Origin of the sequence: Brachybacterium subflavum, assembly GCF_009299795.1 — a bacterium.
Lineage (GTDB): Bacteria > Actinomycetota > Actinomycetes > Actinomycetales > Dermabacteraceae > Brachybacterium > Brachybacterium subflavum.
Map to the genome: position 1 here is coordinate 104,167 of NZ_VIGP01000003.1, position 16,065 is coordinate 120,231.

A 16,065-nucleotide genomic window follows, 5' to 3' on the forward strand; every position below is an offset into this window, starting at 1 on the left:
GAGACCCCCGTGCAGATCACCTTCCGACCCGTCGACCCCGCGCGCGACGCGGCCGTCGTCCACACCTGGCTCACCGATCCCCGCGCCCGCTACTGGGAGATGACCGAGAACTCCGGCGAGCAGACCCTCGCCTACCTCCGAACGATCGCCGACGACCCCGCCCAGGACGGCTGGATCGGCGCCATCGACAGCGAGGACGCACCCGGGACCGGCGCCGACGTCGTCTACGTCGAGACCTACGACCCCGCGATCCTCATCCCGCGGCACGCGCTGCGCATCCGCGCGGGCGACCTGGGCATGCACGTGCTCGTCGGCCCGCCGGCTGGGGAGCGGCGCCACGGCTTCACGGCGGACGTCATGGCCGCCGTCATGCGCTTCTGCTTCGCGCAGCGCGGGGCCGAGCGCGTCGTCGTCGAGCCCGACGCGCGCAACGACCGCATCCTTGCCAAGAACGCCGCCGCGGGCTTCCGCGTGCTGCGCGAGCTCGACCTCACGGTCGACGGCCACCCCAAGCGCGCCGCGCTCAGCGTCTGCACCCGGGAGGACTTCGCGGGCTCCCCGCTCGGCGACAGCGGCGGCGAGGGCGCAGAGGACCCCCACGCCCACCTGCGTCCCGACGTCGCCGACGCCGTCCACCGGCATCTTCTCGCCAAGGCGATCTCCGAGTTCTCGCACGAGCGGATCCTGGCGCCGGTCGATCTCGAGGACGGCTGGTGGGAGCTGACCGTGCCCGCGGACGCGGGGGCGAGCTACCGCTTCCGCGCCCGCGTGCTCCCGCTCGAGCACTGGCTGGTCGACGAGGACTCGATCGTCCGGATCGAGCCCTCGCAGCACCGCGCCGCGCCCGACGGCGCGTCGTCGGACGGCACGCCGGCCGACGGCGGCGAGCGCCCGGCCCACGGCCGCCTCGACGTGCTCGAGTTCGTCGCCGCCTTCCAGAGCGTTCTCGGCATTCCCGACGACCTGCTCTCGACCTACCTCGAGGAGCTCGCCTCGACCTTCGCGGCGGCGTGCGCGAAGCTGCAGGACGCCCGCGAGGGCCGTCGTCCCACGGCCCGGCAGCTGCTGGACGCCGATCTGCAGCAGATCGAGGCCGCGATGACCGAGGGGCACCCGGGGTTCCTCGCGGGCAGCGGCCGCATCGGCTATGCGCTCAGCGACTACCGCGCCTATGCGCCCGAGCAGGGCCGGCGCACGCGACTGCAGTGGATCGCGGTGCGCCGGGAGCTCAGCCATCTCAGCCTCGGCGAGGGCTACGACCTCGAGGACCATCTGGCCGGCGCGCTCAGCGCCGAGGAGCGCGCCGCCTTCGCCGACCGGCTCCTCGCGCGGGGGCTCGACCCGTCGGACTTTCACCTCATGCCGCTGCACCCCTGGCAGGCCGACCACCGGCTGCCGCTCACCTTCGCCGCGGACGTGGCCCGGCAGGACCTCGTGCCGCTGGGCCCGGGCGGCGACGAGTTCCAGGCGCAGCAGTCCCTGCGCACCTTCTTCGACCGCAGCCGGCCCGCCGCCCCGTACGTGAAGACGGCGCTCGCGATCCAGAACATGGGCTTCCTGCGCGGTCTGTCCCCGCAGTACATGCGCGACACCCCCGCGATCAACGACTGGGTGCACGGCGTCGTCACGGGCGACCCCGAGTTCGCGGACCGCGGCTTCTCCGTCCTGCGCGAGCGCGCGGCGCTCGGGTACACGGGCGACGTCTACCACCGCACGCCCGCGACCAACCCGCACCGCAAGATGCTCGCGGCCCTGTGGCGTGAGAACCCCCTGCCGCTGCTCGGCGAGGGCGAACGGGCCATGACCATGGCGGCGCTGCTGCACCGCGACCACGAGGGCACGGCGCTCGCGACCACGATGATCCGCGCCTCCGGACTCGCCCCCGAGGTCTGGCTCGACGACTACCTCGCCGCCTATCTGCAGCCGCTGGTCCACGCGCTGCTCGGCCACGCCCTCGTGTTCATGCCGCACGGCGAGAATCTCATCCTGCGCGTGCGCGAGCAGCGTGTGGTGGGCGCGTTCATGAAGGACATCGGCGAGGAGACCGCCGTGCTGGGCCCCCGCGCGCTGCCGGAGCGGATCGCGCGGATCCGCGCGGTGGTCCCGGGCGACGAGAAGGCGCTCTCGGTCTTCACGGACGTCTTCGACGGCGTGCTGCGCCACCTCTCCGGGATCCTCGAGGCCGACGGAGTGCTGCGCGCGGAGACCTTCTGGCAGCGGGTCGCCGCTGCCCTGGACGCCTATGAGGCGCGCCACCCCGAGCTCGCGCGCGGACTCTCCGGCGACGTGGACCTGCGCACGGAGGAGTTCGCGCACTCGTGCCTGAACCGTCTGCAGCTGCGCAACACCCTGCAGATGGTCGACATCGGCAACCAGGCCGAATCCCTGCTCTACGCCGGGACGATGCCCAATCCCGTGGCGCGCACCGCCGACGTCCCGGAGGTCGAACCGGCTCTGCCCGTCGCCTGATCCGCCGCTAGCATGCGATCACGCGCCGCAGGCGGTGCGGCGCGTGATCGGTGCATCTCCGCGCGGCCGCCACACCGACGGCCGACGGCCGACGGGCGAGAGTTCTCCCGGCGGGCGGCCGTCGGATGACCGACGGGCGAGCGGCCCACGGTTCAGCGGCAGAAGGGACGGATGGGCATGGGACGGTTCAGCCTCGGTGCTGCACTGCTCGGGGCGAGGCGCGCGAGGTCGGCGCCCGAGCCCGCGGCGTCGCGGCCGTCCACGATCGGCGTCGCGAGCGTGCTCGACCTCCGGTGCACCGAGGAATCGGCCGACAGCGCCCGACGTTCCGACGCCTCCCGCGAGCATCTGGTGCGCCTGCGCATCGAGGGCGACGGCCGGGCGGCGTCTCTGCTCGCCCTGCGGGTGCGGCTGACGCCCACGGAGATCTCCGCCCTCGCGCCCGGCATCCCGTTCCCCGTGCGGTTCGCCCCGGGCGGAGGGGACTTCCCCGAGCTCGTGGACGCTGCGGACCCGCTGGTCCGCGAGCTCCTGCTGCGACGACGCATCGCCCTGGGCCTGGTCCCGCCGGAGGTCGCGGCCGCGCGCCTGCACGGCGAGCTCGTCCCCGCCCGCGTGCTCCGCTCGCACCCGACGGGCAGGAGCCTGGACGACCAGATCGAGGTCACCGTGAGCGTGCGCGTCCAGCCCGGCGGGGTCCGCACCCCGTGGGACGCGGACACCCGCGCCTACCTGCACCCCAGCAGCCTCGACCGATTCGCCGTCGGCCGCCGGATCGCCGTGCGCTACCTGCCCACCAGCCCCTTGGTCGTCGCGATCACACTCGAGGATCCGGATGCGACCCCGGGCCCGGAGACGCGGACGGGCGATCGCTGAGGCCCGATCCGCAGGGACGGCCCATCGGCCTCGTCGCCCGTGGGCCCGCTCACCCGTCGGCCCGCTCACGCGCGGGCACGTTCACCCGCCGGCCACCAGGCGCCGCATGCCCTCGGCCGTGCTCCCCTCCTCGAGCGGCAGGTAGGAGACGATGTGCAGGTCGGGTGCGTCCTGCGGGACGATGTTGACCTGTTCGAAGACCAGGTGTCCGCCCACCGGGTGCTCGAAGGTGCGCACGCGCGAGCTGAAGCGGTCGACCTCGTGGGCGTCCCAGGCGCGGGAGAAGTCGGGGGAGAGCGCGCGCAGATGCTTGACCAGGCGCACGTGCTGCGGTCCGCCGGAGCGCCCGCCGGCCTCGGCGCGGTACTCGGCGAGGAACTGTCTGCTGGTGAGCTCCCATTCGGGCAGCATCGCCCGCACCCGCTGGTCGGTGAAGATGAACTGCAGGAGGTTCCTCTGCGCGGGATCGGCGTCGAGCACGCCGGGGAACAGTCCCTCGTAGGCGCGGTTCCAGGCGGCCACGTCCCAGTGCGCGGTGAGCGCGAAGGAGGGAGCCGGATCCAGGGCGTCCAGCAGGTGCTGGACGTGCGGCGGGACCGGCTCGGGCTCGGCCAGGTCGGGGCGCGGGCGCGGGGTGAAGCCCGCGAGGCCCAGCACGTAGTCGTGCTCGGCCTCGCTGAGGTGCAGGTTCACGGCGACCGCGTCGATCACCTGGCGCGAGGGGTTGATGTCGCGCCCCTGCTCGAGCCACGTGTACCAGGTGACGGAGACGCCCGAGAGGAAGGCGATCTCCTCGCGGCGCAGGCCCGTGGTGCGCCCGCGGCCCACGGGCCCCAGGTCGTAGTCCGAGCGCTCGACCTCGTTGCGCCGTCGGCGCAGCAGGGCCCCGAGCTCCTTGCGTGCTGGTTCGTCCACGCGCCGAAAACTATCAGTTCCACCACTAGTAGTGCCGGCGTCTTGGTGGGTTCCGCACCACCGTGGCCTAATGGTCATATGCCCCAACTGCGCTCTCGAACCTCGACCCACGGCCGCAACATGGCCGGTGCCCGCGCCCTGTGGCGCGCGACCGGCATGGAGAAGTCCGACTTCGGCAAACCGATCATCGCGATCGCGAACTCGTACACCCAGTTCGTGCCCGGCCACGTGCACCTGAAGAACATGGGCGACCTCGTCGCCGGCGCCATCAAGGAGGCCGGCGGCGTCGCCAAGGAGTTCAACACGATCGCCGTGGACGACGGCATCGCCATGGGGCACGGCGGCATGCTCTACTCGCTGCCCAGCCGCGACGTGATCGCCGACAGCGTCGAGTACATGGTCAACGCCCACTGCGCGGACGCCATCGTGTGCATCTCGAACTGCGACAAGATCACCCCCGGCATGCTCATGGCGGCCATGCGCCTGAACATCCCGGTCGTGTTCGTCTCCGGCGGGCCGATGGAGTCCGGCAAGCCCGTCGAGGGCGTGGTCGACCACCGCCTGGACCTCGTGGACGCGATCTCGATCTCGGCCGACGAGAGCGTCACCGACGTCCAGCTCGCGGAGATCGAGGAGAACGCCTGCCCCACGTGCGGGTCCTGCTCGGGAATGTTCACCGCGAACTCGATGAACTGCCTCACCGAGGCGCTCGGCCTCTCGCTGCCGGGCAACGGCACCACGCTCGCCACCCACGCGCTGCGCAAGGAGCTGTTCCTGCGCGCCGGCCGCACCGTCGTGGACCTGTGCCGCCGCTACTACGGCGACGACGACGAGTCGGTGCTGCCGCGCAGCATCGCCACCAAGGCCGCGTTCACGAACGCGATGAGCCTGGACGTCGCGATGGGCGGCTCGACGAACACCGTGCTGCACATCCTCGCGGCCGCGATCGAGGGCGGGATCGACTTCGGCCTCGAGGACATCGACCGCCTCTCGCGATCCGTGCCGTGCGTCTCCAAGGTCGCCCCGAACAGCCAGAAGTACCACATCGAGGACGTCCATCGGGCCGGCGGCATCCCCGCCATCCTGGGCGAGCTCAGCCGTGCCGGCCTGCTGGACCACTCGGTCCATTCCGTGCACTCGCCGGACCTGGACTCGTGGCTCGCCGAGTGGGACGTGCGCAGCGGGGAGACCAGCGAGGAGGCCAAGACCTTCTTCCGCGCAGCACCCGGCGGGGTGCGCACCACGCAGGCGTTCTCCCAGGCGAACCTGTGGGACGACCTGGACCTCGACGCCGAGGGCGGCGCCATCCGCGCGGTCCCGCACGCCTACACCAAGGACGGCGGACTCTGCGTGCTCAAGGGCAATCTCGCGACCGAGGGCGCCGTCATCAAGACGGCCGGCATCACCGAGGACCTCTTCCACTTCGAGGGCAGCGCCGTGGTGTGCGACTCGCAGGAGGAGGCCGTCCAGAAGATCCTCGACAAGACGGTCAAGGAGGGCGACATCGTTGTCATCCGCTACGAGGGCCCGCAGGGCGGTCCGGGCATGCAGGAGATGCTCTACCCGACCTCGTTCCTCAAGGGCCGCGGGCTCGGCAAGGCCTGCGCCCTGATCACCGACGGGCGCTTCTCCGGCGGCACCAGCGGCGTCTCCATCGGCCACATCTCCCCGGAGGCCGCCGAGGGCGGGCTCATCGGCCTGGTCGAGGACGGCGACAAGGTCATCATCGACGTCGACAAGCGGCTGCTCCAGCTCGACGTGCCCGAGGACGAGCTCACCCGTCGCCGCGCGGCCAAGGGCGACCTGCCGTGGCGCCCCGAGAGCCGCGAGCGCGAGGTCACCCAGGCGCTCAAGGTCTACGCGCACCTGGTGCGCTCGGCGACCTACGGCGCGACCCGGAGGCCGCTGGACTGAGCGCGCGGCCTGTGCGCGGATGCCGGTGAACGGTCAGCGGCGGGGCCGACGCAGGGCGGCCGCGACGCCGGCGACCACCAGCAGGCACCCCAGCGCCACCACCGCTCCGATCAGCAGCACCGTCGGATCGATCGCGACGGCGGGGACGGAATGGATCCCGACGAGGAGCGCGACGACCAGCAGCAGCGCTCCCCAGAAGATGGTCCCGAACACGGGCCCCCGCCGTTCCCGAGCGTCCGGACTCTCGGCGTCGCGATCTTCCCCTGTCCCCTCCGGGCCGTGGTCGGTGCTCGCGTCGGGCGCGTGTGCGGTGTCGAGAGGCTGGTGCTCGCTCACGGGGTCTCCTGGATGTCGATGTCGGCGGTGCCGAACAGCACGCGCACGTGCACGGTCGTGATGTCCTCGTCGTCGGCGGTGCGGGCCGCCGGGTTCTCGAGCTCGGTCGAGGCGAGCAGGGTCCCGTCGGGTTGGGAGTCGCGGGTGTCAGGGGTGCGCACTCCCGCGACCAGGCCGTCAACCTCCACGCGCACGGGAGCATCGTCCGGAAGGAGCACCTGGGTGGTCCCCGCGCCCAGCCACATCTCCACATCGCCTCCGCGATCAGCCGGCGAGAGGTCACGCAGGTCCAGGCCGGGGCTCCCGGCGATCATCGCGAAGCGCTCGGTCGTGCCGATGCTCTGGGCGTCGACCGTCCACTGGGTGTCCCCGAAGGGACTGATCTGCGTGCCGGCGGGGACGACCCCGAAGACGACCAGGGCGATCACGGCGATGAAGGAGAACAGTCCCAGACCTCCGCTCTCTCGGCCGCGGATGCCCGCCACCACGGTGGCGATCGCGAGGACGGCGAGGGCGCCGGCGAGACCCACGATGAGCGGCGCGTCGGACCACCCCAGAGCCTGGGCCGAGAGGGCGACGAGCGCACCGACGACCAGAGCCATGCCGAGTCCGATCGCGACGAACCCTGCGGAGGGCTGGCGCCTGCGCCATCTCGCCGCGCGCTCGGCGAGCCTCTCCTCGCGGCGGTGTCGCAGATCCTCCTCGTGGGCGCGCCGGTCGGCCGACCGCTGCTGGAAGGAGGCGCCGTGGTGCCCGGCGGCCCTCGGGGCGCGCGGCGCGGCGCCGAGGGCCGACCAGTGCTGACCCTGGGAGGGCCCTTCTGTGTTCGCCGAGGCGGCCGACCCGCCGCGCGTCCCGTGTGGGCGGTCACGGCCGTGGCCGGCGTGGTCACCGGTGCGGCGTGCGATGAGCACGACGAGCCAGGCCAGGATTCCGACCAGCACGAGGGCCCAGGCGGTGCGCATGGTGGTCTCGAGCCAGCCCGGCATGCTCCACCAGTCCGGCGCGCCCCGCCACCACAGTCCCTGCCCGTAGGGGGTCAGGCCCAGGAGGATCAGCACGCCGATGGCGATCTGGGCCGGAGCGAAGATCCCCGCGAAGAGGTCTTCGAGCACGATCTCGTCCCGGATGTCGGGGAGCAGTGCCCAGCCGATCGCGTAGGCGATGAGAACAGGCCCGCCGAGGAGGGCGACCACGATCGCGATGCCGCGGACCAGCAGGGGGTCCAGGCCCGTGCGCTCGGAGATGGCGCCGCACACGCCGGCGATCCAGCGCTCGTCGCTGCGCACCAGTCCGATGCCGCGCATCCAGGCGAAGAAGCCGAAGCGGGGGCGTCCTGCCTCGTCGTTCTCGGTGTGCGGTGCGCTCTCGCCGGGCGGTGCGTCCGGGGAGGCACCGGAGGAGTCGGGGCCGTGGGGAGGGGTCGTCATGGCTCCAGCATTCCCGGGCGGAGGGCTCCGCACCATCGGGGAGCACCCCGAGAGTCCCCTGGGATGTGGAGGCAGAACCCTGGGATCGGCCCGGGGGAGTGCCGGACGGCACCGGCGCCTGCTTGGATGAGGGCGTGAGGACGACCAGGATCATCCGGCCCCGGCAGCATGCCGTGGCAGGAGTGTGCGCGGGTCTCGCCGAGCACACGGGTCTGCCCCTGGCCACCGTGAGGGCAGGAGCCTGCGTGCTCACCGCGACGGGCGGCGCCGGAGCCCTGCTGTACGTGTGGCTGTGGGCGACGACGCCCCTCGCCGGGGCCGACTCACCGGCACTGCGCGCTTCCCTCACCCGGGCAGCCTCACCCGCGACGGCGGCGGGCGCAGCAGGCGCCGAGGACGATCAGGCGCATGGCCAAGTCCGGAGCGGCCCGTCGAGCAGGTCCGCGCTGGGACGAGCGCCCGTCACCGAGATCCTCCTCGGACTCGCCCTCCTGCTCGCGGGCGGTGCGATGGTGGCCTCGCGACTGGGAGCACAGATCCCCCTGGCGTTCTTCGTGCCCGCCGTGTTCGTGCTCATCGGCGCCGGGCTCGCCTGGCGGCAGCTGCACGAGCTGCGGATCGGACGCGCGAGCGGCCCGTCGGCGCAGGTCGCACGGGTCGCCGGGGCGCTCGCCCTCGTGGTGCTCGGGATCCTGCTGTTCTTCGTCTCCGACGCGGAGCCCAATGTGTGGACCGTGTTCGTGGCGGCGACCTCCGTGCTGCTGGGCGTCGGCGTGGTCCTCGCGCCCTGGGCCGTGCGCCTGGTGCGGGATCTCGCCGAGGAGCGCGCCGCGCGCGCCCGCGAGGTCGAGAGGGCGGAGTTCGCCGCCCACCTCCATGACTCGGTGCTGCAGACGCTGGCCCTGATCCAGCAGAAGGCCGAGCCCGGATCCGAGGCCTCGCGCCTGGCACGCGGACAGGAGCGCGAGCTGCGCAGCTGGCTGTTCGCAGAGACCGCCGGCAGCGGGACCGCCGGGCCGCTCGACCTCGCGGCCGAGCTCCGGCGGGCGGCGATGCAGTGCGAGCAGGAGCACGCGGTGAGGATCGACGTGGTCACCACCGGCCGGGCCGTGCCGGAGGCGCCGGAGGGGCTGCTCGCCGCGGCCCGGGAGGCGATGCTGAACGCCGCCCGGCACGCCGGAGGCACGATCAGCGTGTACTCCGAGGCTTCGGAGGGGATGCTCGAGGTGACCGTCTCCGATCGCGGTCCCGGCTTCGACCTCGCATCCATCGGGCCGGAGCGGCTGGGCGTGCGCGAATCGATCATCGGCCGCATGCGGCGTCTGGGCGGCAGCGCGCGGATCCAGCCCGGACCCGGCGGCACCGGAACGCGCGTCGAGCTGAGGCTCCCGCGCGCCCAGGGTGCAGGGGAGACCGAGCGGCCGACCGCCGCCTCCGCGCCGACGACCACCGTCCCGTCACCACAGGAGCACCGATGAGCACCACGTCCAGCACCCCCGCGGCCGAGCGGCTGACCACTCTCATCGTCGATGACCATTCGATCTTCCGCTCCGGGCTCCGCGCGGAGCTGTCCGCCGACATCGATGTGCTGGGCGAGGCAGGAACGGTCGAGGAGGCGGTCGAGGCGATCCGGGCGCTCCGGCCGGTGACCGTGCTGCTGGACGTCCACCTGCCCGGCGGACGGGGAGGCGGAGGCGCCGAGGTCATCGCGCGCACCACGGGCGTCGAGCAGCCCGCGCCCGGGGCGTCTGCGGCGCCCGGGTCGGACCCGACGCACGCGGGTCGCCAGCCCGTGTTCCTCGCCCTCAGCGTCTCCGACGCCGCCGACGACGTGGTGCGCGTGATCCGCGCCGGGGCGCGCGGGTACCTCACCAAGAGCACCTCGGGCGCCGACGTCTCCGCGGCCCTGCACCGCGTCGTGGCCGGCGACGCGGTGTTCTCCCCGCTGCTCGCGGGCTTCGTGCTCGACGCCTTCGGGGCCGCCGGGGGAGAGGAGGCCGCGAACGACGCCGAGCTCGACCGTCTCACCCGTCGAGAGCAGGAGGTGATGCGGCTCATCGCCCAGGGATACGCCTACAAGGAGGTCGCCTCCGAGCTGTTCATCTCCATCAAGACCGTGGAGACGCACGTGTCGAGCGTGCTGCGCAAGCTGCAGCTGTCCTCGCGGCACGAGCTCACGGCCTGGGCGCTCTCGCGGCGACTGCTCTGAGCGGCCGTCCCACAGGGTGGACGGTTTGCCGCGCGGGTGTGGGGCGCACTACAGTCGCCAGCATGCAGACGATCATTCTCGTACTTCCAGAGCGCGGCTGACGCCACCGTTCCAGAACGAGACGTCCCGCGCGCCCCTCGAGAGCCCCAGGCCGAGGGGCTTTTTGATGCCCACGCGGGGCCCAGTCCCCGCCACGGGTGGAGCGGGGGACATCGGCCGAGGATCTGCACAGCCCCATCCGCGAAGACCGAAGGAGTTCCGATGACAGGCAAGAGAGTCACCGGCGCCGCATCATTGATCATGTCGCTCGAGCACGCGGGGGCCGACGTCGTCTTCGGCCTTCCCGGCGGGGCGATCCTGCCCACCTACGACCCGCTCATGGACGCGGAGACCCTGCGGCACATCCTGGTGCGCCACGAGCAGGGCGCGGGGCACGCGGCCAGCGGATACGCCCACGCGACCGGGAAGGTCGGCGTGTGCATGGCGACCTCAGGGCCGGGCGCCACGAACCTCATCACGGCGATCGCCGACGCGCAGATGGACTCCATCCCGATGGTCGCGATCACCGGGCAGGTCGGTTCGATGTTCATCGGCACCGACGCCTTCCAGGAGGCGGACATCGTGGGCATGACGATGCCCGTCACCAAGCACAACTTCCTGGTCAAGGATCCGGCGGAGATCCCCACCGTCATCAAGCAGGCCTTCGAGATCGCCGCGACCGGCCGGCCCGGCGCGGTGCTCGTGGACGTCACCAAGGACGCCCAGCAGGGCATCACCGAGTTCGTGTGGCCCGATGACGTCAGCCTCCCCGGCTACCAGCCCGTCACGCAGCCGCCCGTCAAGGACGTGCGCGAGGCCGCCGAGCTGATCATGGCCAGCGAGCGCCCCGCCTTCCTCATCGGCGGGGGTGTGATCCGCGGCGGGGCGAGCGAGCAGGTGCGCGAGCTCGTCGACCTCACCGACGGTCCGATCACGACGACGCTGATGGGCCGCGGCGCCCTTCCCGATTCCCACCCCCACCACCTGGGGATGCCCGGGATGCACGGCAGCGTCGCGGCGGTCTCCGCCCTGCAGCGCGCCGACCTCATGATCGCGATCGGCGCTCGCTTCGACGACCGCGTCACCGGCCGGCTCGACTCCTTCGCCCCCCGCGCGAAGGTGATCCACATCGACATCGACCCCGCGGAGATCGACAAGAACCGCCACGCGGACGTCGCGCTGATCGGCGATGCGGGGGCTGCCGCCTCGGCGCTCACCGCGGAGCTGCGCGAGCGCATCGAGCGCGAGGGCGCCCGCGACCTGAGCGCCTGGTGGCAGGTGCTGGACAACCTGCGCGAGACCTACCCGCTGGGCTGGACCGCGACCGACGACGGCTTCACCGCGCCGCAGAAGGTGATCTCCCGGATCGGCGAGATCTCCGGGCCGGAGTCGATCTTCGTCTCCGGCGTGGGCCAGCACCAGATGTGGTCCAGCCAGTTCATCCACTACGAGCGCCCGAACTCCTGGATCAACTCCGGGGGCCTGGGGACCATGGGCTACTCGGTGCCCGCGGCGATGGGCGCGAAGGTCGGTGCGCCCGACCGCACGGTGTGGGCGATCGACGGCGACGGCTGCTTCCAGATGACCAACCAGGAGCTCGCGACCTGTGTCATCAACGACATCCCGATCAAGGTCGCGATCATCAACAACAGCTCGCTGGGCATGGTGCGCCAGTGGCAGAACCTGTTCTACGACCGCCGCTACTCCCACACGGACCTGAACACGGGGCACGGCACGCGCCGCGTCCCGGATTTCGTGAAGCTCGCCGAGGCGTACGGGGCCGTGGGCCTGCGCTGCGAGAGGGACGAGGACATCGACGCGACCATCCAGCAGGCCATGGAGATCAACGACCGCCCCGTCGTCATCGACTTCACGGTCAGCGCGGACGCCATGGTGTGGCCGATGGTGCCCTCCGGCGTCTCCAACGACGAGATCCAGATCGCCCAGGGCATGAGCCCCGAGTGGGAGAGGGACATCTGAGACATGGACACCACCACGAACGACACCCGTCCCGACAGCACGCAGAACAGCTCCCGCGCGGACGCCGCGGCGCTGCACGACACCCAGACCCTCTCGGTGCTCGTGGAGAACAAGCCGGGCGTGCTCACCCGCGTCTCGGCGCTGTTCGCGCGCCGCGGCTTCAACATCTCCTCCCTGGCCGTCGGCCCGACGGAGCACCCGGAGATCTCCCGGATCACCGTGGTCGTCGACGTCGCCGAGCAGCCGCTCGAGCAGATCGTGCGCCAGCTCGACAAGCTCGTGAACGTGCTGCACATCGTGCACCTCGAGCCGCGCCGCACCGTGCAGCGCGAGCTGGTGCTGGTGAAGGTCGGGGCCGACAACGCGACCCGCACCTCGGTCCTCGAGATCGTGCAGATGTTCCGCGCGAAGGTCGTCAACGCCGGCGCGGAGGCCGTGACCATCGAGGCCACCGGCACCGAGGACAAGCTCGTCGCGCTGCTGGACATGCTCGAGCCCTTCGGGATCCGGGAGATCGTGAAGTCCGGCGCCGTCGCGATCAGCCGCGGCCCGGAGTCGCTCGTCGAGGAGTTCCTGCCCGACTGATCGTCCGACGGGGCCGACATGGCCACCCCGGACGGGCGGGCCGACGGGCCCGCCCGATCGATCTCAGATACCGAAGTCCACTTCTCAACACGTAAGACACGCCAGGCTGCCCCCGGACTACGATGAGAGCGTCGCCCGAACAGCCGACACACCAACGAAGGAGCACATTGTGGCCGAGATCTTCTACGACGACGACGCCGACCTGTCCATCATCCAGGGCAAGAAGGTCGCGATCGTCGGCTTCGGCTCCCAGGGGCACGCGCACGCCCTGAACCTCCGCGACAGCGGCGTCGAGGTCGTCATCGCCCTGCGCGACGGCTCGAACTCGGCCCAGAAGGCCCAGGAGCTCGGCTTCGAGGTCAAGAACGTCGCCGACGCGACCGCGTGGGCCGACGTCATCATGGTCCTCGCGCCCGACCAGAACCAGCGCTCCATCTACTCCGAGTCGATCGAGCCGAACCTGTCGGCGGGCAAGGCCCTGGCCTTCGCGCACGGCTTCAACATCCGCTACGACCTCATCAAGCCCCCGGCCGACGTGGACGTCATCCTCATCGCCCCCAAGGCTCCCGGCCACACCGTGCGCCGCGAGTTCGAGGGCGGCCGCGGCATCCCGGACATCGTCGGCGTCGAGCAGGACGCGACCGGCACCGCCTGGGACCTCGCGCTCAGCTACGCCAAGGGCATCGGCGGCACCCGCGCGGGCGTCATCAAGACCTCCTTCACCGAGGAGACCGAGACCGACCTCTTCGGCGAGCAGTCCGTGCTCTGCGGCGGCGTGAGCCACCTCGTCCAGGCAGGCTTCGAGACCCTCACCGAGGCCGGCTACCAGCCGGAGATCGCCTACTTCGAGGTGCTCCACGAGCTCAAGCTGATCGTCGACCTCATGAACGAGGGCGGCATCACCAAGCAGCGCTGGTCCTGCTCGGACACCGCCGAGTACGGCGACTACGTCTCCGGCCCCCGCGTGGTCACCTCCGAGACTAAGCAGGCCATGAAGGACGTCCTCTCCGACATCCAGGACGGCGCCTTCGCCAAGCGCTTCATCGACGACCAGGACAAGGGCGCTCCCGAGTTCAAGGAGCTGCGCGAGAAGGAGGCCGCGCACCCGATCGAGAAGGTCGGCAAGGAGCTGCGCGGCATGTTCTCCTGGAACAACGACCAGCTGGACTCCGACTACGTCGAGGGCAGCGCGGCGCGCTGATCCCCGGTGATCACCCGGGCCGCCCGCGCGGTGCCCCGGTGATCGTGAGCGGATCGTCGTGCTCGAGGACTCTCAAGCATCCGGACGACGGCGGGCCCTCCCTGTGGGGAGGGCCCGCCGTTTCGTGTAGTGAGGGAGTCTCCTCGTTGCCGCAGAGCTCGATCAGGGACGTCGTGCCACCGGGGTCGGAGGGATCTGAACGTCGGTGGTGTTCATGATCGATTTCCCGGGCATCGGGATGCTGGAGTCGACTCGAACAACTGAGGTGCGTCGGGCCAAGATGAACGCTGACTGAACGGTAGAATGCGGTCGGCGCCCATGCACCGGGCCCGCCGGATGTCGATGCGACGTCCGGAGGCATAGAGAGCAGAGGAATTACGGGTCGTGGCGAAGGGTCTGTTCGAGCGAGTCCGCTCCAGCCATGCGGTCGACCCCCTAAGGGGCACCCCCGCGTGGAACGCGGCTCGCGCTGCACGGAACTCGTTCCGGCACTCGAGCAGGAGCACGAGGGACTTCGCGGCCATCACCCGTTCCACGCACTCGGTGCCTCACGCAACGATCGGCCCGGACATCGAGACGCGTGGCAGCGTGCACTGGCATCGTGTCCCTGCAACGCTGGACCGGAACGTCTACGCGATGAATCTCGAGCTGGTCACGGGCGTGCTCGAGGCAGATGGGATTCCCTGGTGGTGGGTCGACTCCGTCGGGCACAGGGGCCGACGAGTCGTCGCCGTCGACGACACCCAGCGTGAGTCCGTGCGACGCGCGCTTATCTCTGCAGCGATGGCGGACCCGCACGGGGCCGCCTGGCGCATCACAGACGCTCTCGCGCGGCGACCGCACTACGCTCTTCCCGGTCACGTGAGCTGGGATGAAGGTCTGTCGGAGTCCGGGGCCTGGCGCGTCGCGGAAGTGAAGACGTTCGAGGGCCACGAGAGGGACCTCGGGCTGTCCTACGGGTGCGACATCGAGTTCTGGCAGAACGACGTCGAGACGGGGCTCGTCATCGCACCACGCGAGAACCGTGCAGCCAAGATCCTGGATCGAGACTCCGCACGACTGATCGAGGGCGAGCGCGACGGCAGGCACGTGCGGGTGCCCGAGGTCTTCGAGCAGACCATGCTCGAGGACGTAACCTTCCCGATCGATGTCGTGTACACGTGGGTTGACGGAGCGGACCCCGCCTGGATCGCGCGCAAGGCTGCTGTAATAGGGGAGACGTTGGCACCGGCGCTGCATGCCGAGGCGACAGATCCCGCCCGCTTCAGGTCACGGGACGAGCTCATGTATTCGTTGCGCTCCCTGGACGACTTCGCTCCGTGGGTGCGCCACGTGTATATCGTGACCGATCAGCAGGTTCCTCTGTGGCTGGACGCGAGCAATGAGCGGATCACGATCGTCGATCACCGCGACATCTTCCCTGACGACGGTCGACTGCCTGTGTTCAACTCGAATGCGATCATCAGCCGCCTGCATCACATCGACGGGCTGAGCGAACACTTCCTCTACATGAACGACGACGTGATGCTCACGCGGCCCGTGAAGCCGGAACAGTTCTTCACCGCGTCAGGCATTGCCCTGGTCTCACCGTCGAACAATCGCCGACCGTTCATCTCGCCCTCCGTCGAGCACGAGCCGCACCTCAACCTCACCGCGAACATGCGGCGTCTGATGCTCGATGCCACGGGACGGAACCTCTCCCGCGCCATCAAGCACACGCCCCACCCGATGCTTCGCAGCGTCCTCTACGAGCTCGAGGAGACCTTCGCAGAGGCGTACGACGCGACCACGCGGTCACGGTTCCGCCACCACGAGGACATCGTCGCGGACCAGCTACACCACTACTATGCGCAGGCCACGGGACGCGCGGTGCCGGGAAGTCTCGGCTACACGTACCTGAACGTACTCGACGACCGTTTCGTTCCGGTGTTCAACGGCTTCGCGAAGAAGCGTGACCGAGATGCGATGTGTGTTAACGACGCGCCCGTACCAGGCGCGGTTCCCATCAACGAGGTGTTCGTGGCAGCGTTTCTTGGAAACTTCTTCCCGGCATCGTCAGCGTTCGAAAAGTAGAGCGACTTAAAATCCTAATACCCTCGCCTTTGCTGTTC

The 16,065-nt window shown here is 70.7% G+C and carries 12 protein-coding genes; 9 read left to right on the top strand and 3 right to left on the bottom strand.

Annotated features, from left to right (window positions below; genetic code table 11):
* The first annotated feature begins 9 nt into the window (after positions 1-9).
* Both FHG10_RS07535 and FHG10_RS07540 read left to right on the top strand, forming a co-directional pair.
* On the top strand, positions 10-2,469 hold the full coding sequence (locus tag FHG10_RS07535; protein ID WP_152352730.1) for a GNAT family N-acetyltransferase: 2,460 nt from the start codon (positions 10-12) through the stop codon (positions 2,467-2,469).
* 177 nt (positions 2,470-2,646) lie between these two features.
* Entirely contained in the window at positions 2,647-3,345 is a 699-nt protein-coding gene (locus FHG10_RS07540; protein ID WP_152352731.1) for a hypothetical protein, read from the top strand.
* Between the two features lie 81 nt (positions 3,346-3,426).
* Here FHG10_RS07540 and FHG10_RS07545 read toward each other — a convergent pair whose 3' ends face one another.
* Complete coding sequence (locus FHG10_RS07545) at positions 3,427-4,260, bottom strand: helix-turn-helix transcriptional regulator (protein ID WP_227488108.1); 834 nt, start codon at positions 4,258-4,260, stop codon at positions 3,427-3,429.
* A gap of 78 nt (positions 4,261-4,338) precedes the next feature.
* Between FHG10_RS07545 and ilvD the strand changes: the two genes are divergently transcribed.
* Positions 4,339-6,174, top strand: a complete 1,836-nt coding sequence (gene ilvD / locus FHG10_RS07550; RefSeq protein ID WP_152352733.1) for a dihydroxy-acid dehydratase — start codon at positions 4,339-4,341, stop codon at positions 6,172-6,174.
* Positions 6,175-6,207: 33 nt separating this feature from the next.
* Here the strand turns inward: ilvD and FHG10_RS07555 are convergent, their stop codons facing one another.
* Together FHG10_RS07555 and FHG10_RS07560 are read right to left on the bottom strand one after the other, a co-directional pair.
* On the bottom strand, positions 6,208-6,510 hold the full coding sequence (locus FHG10_RS07555) for a hypothetical protein (RefSeq protein WP_152352734.1): 303 nt from the start codon (positions 6,508-6,510) through the stop codon (positions 6,208-6,210).
* Positions 6,507-7,940: a PspC domain-containing protein gene (locus tag FHG10_RS07560; RefSeq protein ID WP_193636231.1), complete on the bottom strand. Its 1,434-nt coding sequence runs from the start codon at positions 7,938-7,940 to the stop codon at positions 6,507-6,509. Before FHG10_RS07560 ends, FHG10_RS07555 begins: the two co-directional genes overlap by 4 nt.
* Before the next feature lie 134 nt (positions 7,941-8,074).
* Between FHG10_RS07560 and FHG10_RS07565 the strand changes: the two genes are divergently transcribed.
* The 6 genes from FHG10_RS07565 to FHG10_RS07590 all read left to right on the top strand — a co-directional run bounded on the left by FHG10_RS07565 (position 8,075) and on the right by FHG10_RS07590 (position 16,027).
* Positions 8,075-9,418 carry an ATP-binding protein gene (locus tag FHG10_RS07565; protein WP_152352736.1) on the top strand — a complete coding sequence of 448 codons (1,344 nt, stop codon included), beginning with the start codon at positions 8,075-8,077 and terminating at the stop codon, positions 9,416-9,418.
* Complete coding sequence (locus FHG10_RS07570; RefSeq protein WP_152352737.1) at positions 9,415-10,149, top strand: LuxR C-terminal-related transcriptional regulator; 735 nt, start codon at positions 9,415-9,417, stop codon at positions 10,147-10,149. The genes FHG10_RS07565 and FHG10_RS07570 overlap by 4 nt, the downstream gene beginning before the upstream one ends.
* A 261-nt stretch (positions 10,150-10,410) precedes the next feature.
* The gene (locus tag FHG10_RS07575; protein WP_152352738.1) at positions 10,411-12,168 is read left to right on the top strand and encodes an acetolactate synthase large subunit; all 1,758 of its coding nucleotides are present in this window, start codon (positions 10,411-10,413) and stop codon (positions 12,166-12,168) included.
* A gap of 3 nt (positions 12,169-12,171) precedes the next feature.
* Entirely contained in the window at positions 12,172-12,753 is a 582-nt protein-coding gene (gene ilvN, locus FHG10_RS07580) for an acetolactate synthase small subunit (RefSeq protein ID WP_152352739.1), read from the top strand.
* Between the two features lie 169 nt (positions 12,754-12,922).
* Positions 12,923-13,954, top strand: a complete 1,032-nt coding sequence (gene ilvC / locus FHG10_RS07585; RefSeq protein ID WP_152352740.1) for a ketol-acid reductoisomerase — start codon at positions 12,923-12,925, stop codon at positions 13,952-13,954.
* Between the two features lie 636 nt (positions 13,955-14,590).
* Positions 14,591-16,027 (top strand): Stealth CR1 domain-containing protein, encoded by a 1,437-nt coding sequence (locus tag FHG10_RS07590; RefSeq protein WP_152352741.1) that lies wholly within the window; start codon positions 14,591-14,593, stop codon positions 16,025-16,027.
* The last annotated feature ends 38 nt before the right edge of the window (positions 16,028-16,065 follow it).

Coding starts and splice junctions, on each gene's coding strand:
- ilvD (WP_152352733.1), top strand. CDS start 4,339: ATGCCCCAACTGCGCTCTCGAACCTCGACCCACGGCCGCAACATGGCC.
- ilvN (WP_152352739.1), top strand. CDS start 12,172: ATGGACACCACCACGAACGACACCCGTCCCGACAGCACGCAGAACAGC.
- FHG10_RS07560 (WP_193636231.1), bottom strand. CDS start 7,940: ATGACGACCCCTCCCCACGGCCCCGACTCCTCCGGTGCCTCCCCGGAC.
- FHG10_RS07540 (WP_152352731.1), top strand. CDS start 2,647: ATGGGACGGTTCAGCCTCGGTGCTGCACTGCTCGGGGCGAGGCGCGCG.
- FHG10_RS07570 (WP_152352737.1), top strand. CDS start 9,415: ATGAGCACCACGTCCAGCACCCCCGCGGCCGAGCGGCTGACCACTCTC.
- FHG10_RS07575 (WP_152352738.1), top strand. CDS start 10,411: ATGACAGGCAAGAGAGTCACCGGCGCCGCATCATTGATCATGTCGCTC.
- FHG10_RS07590 (WP_152352741.1), top strand. CDS start 14,591: ATGAATCTCGAGCTGGTCACGGGCGTGCTCGAGGCAGATGGGATTCCC.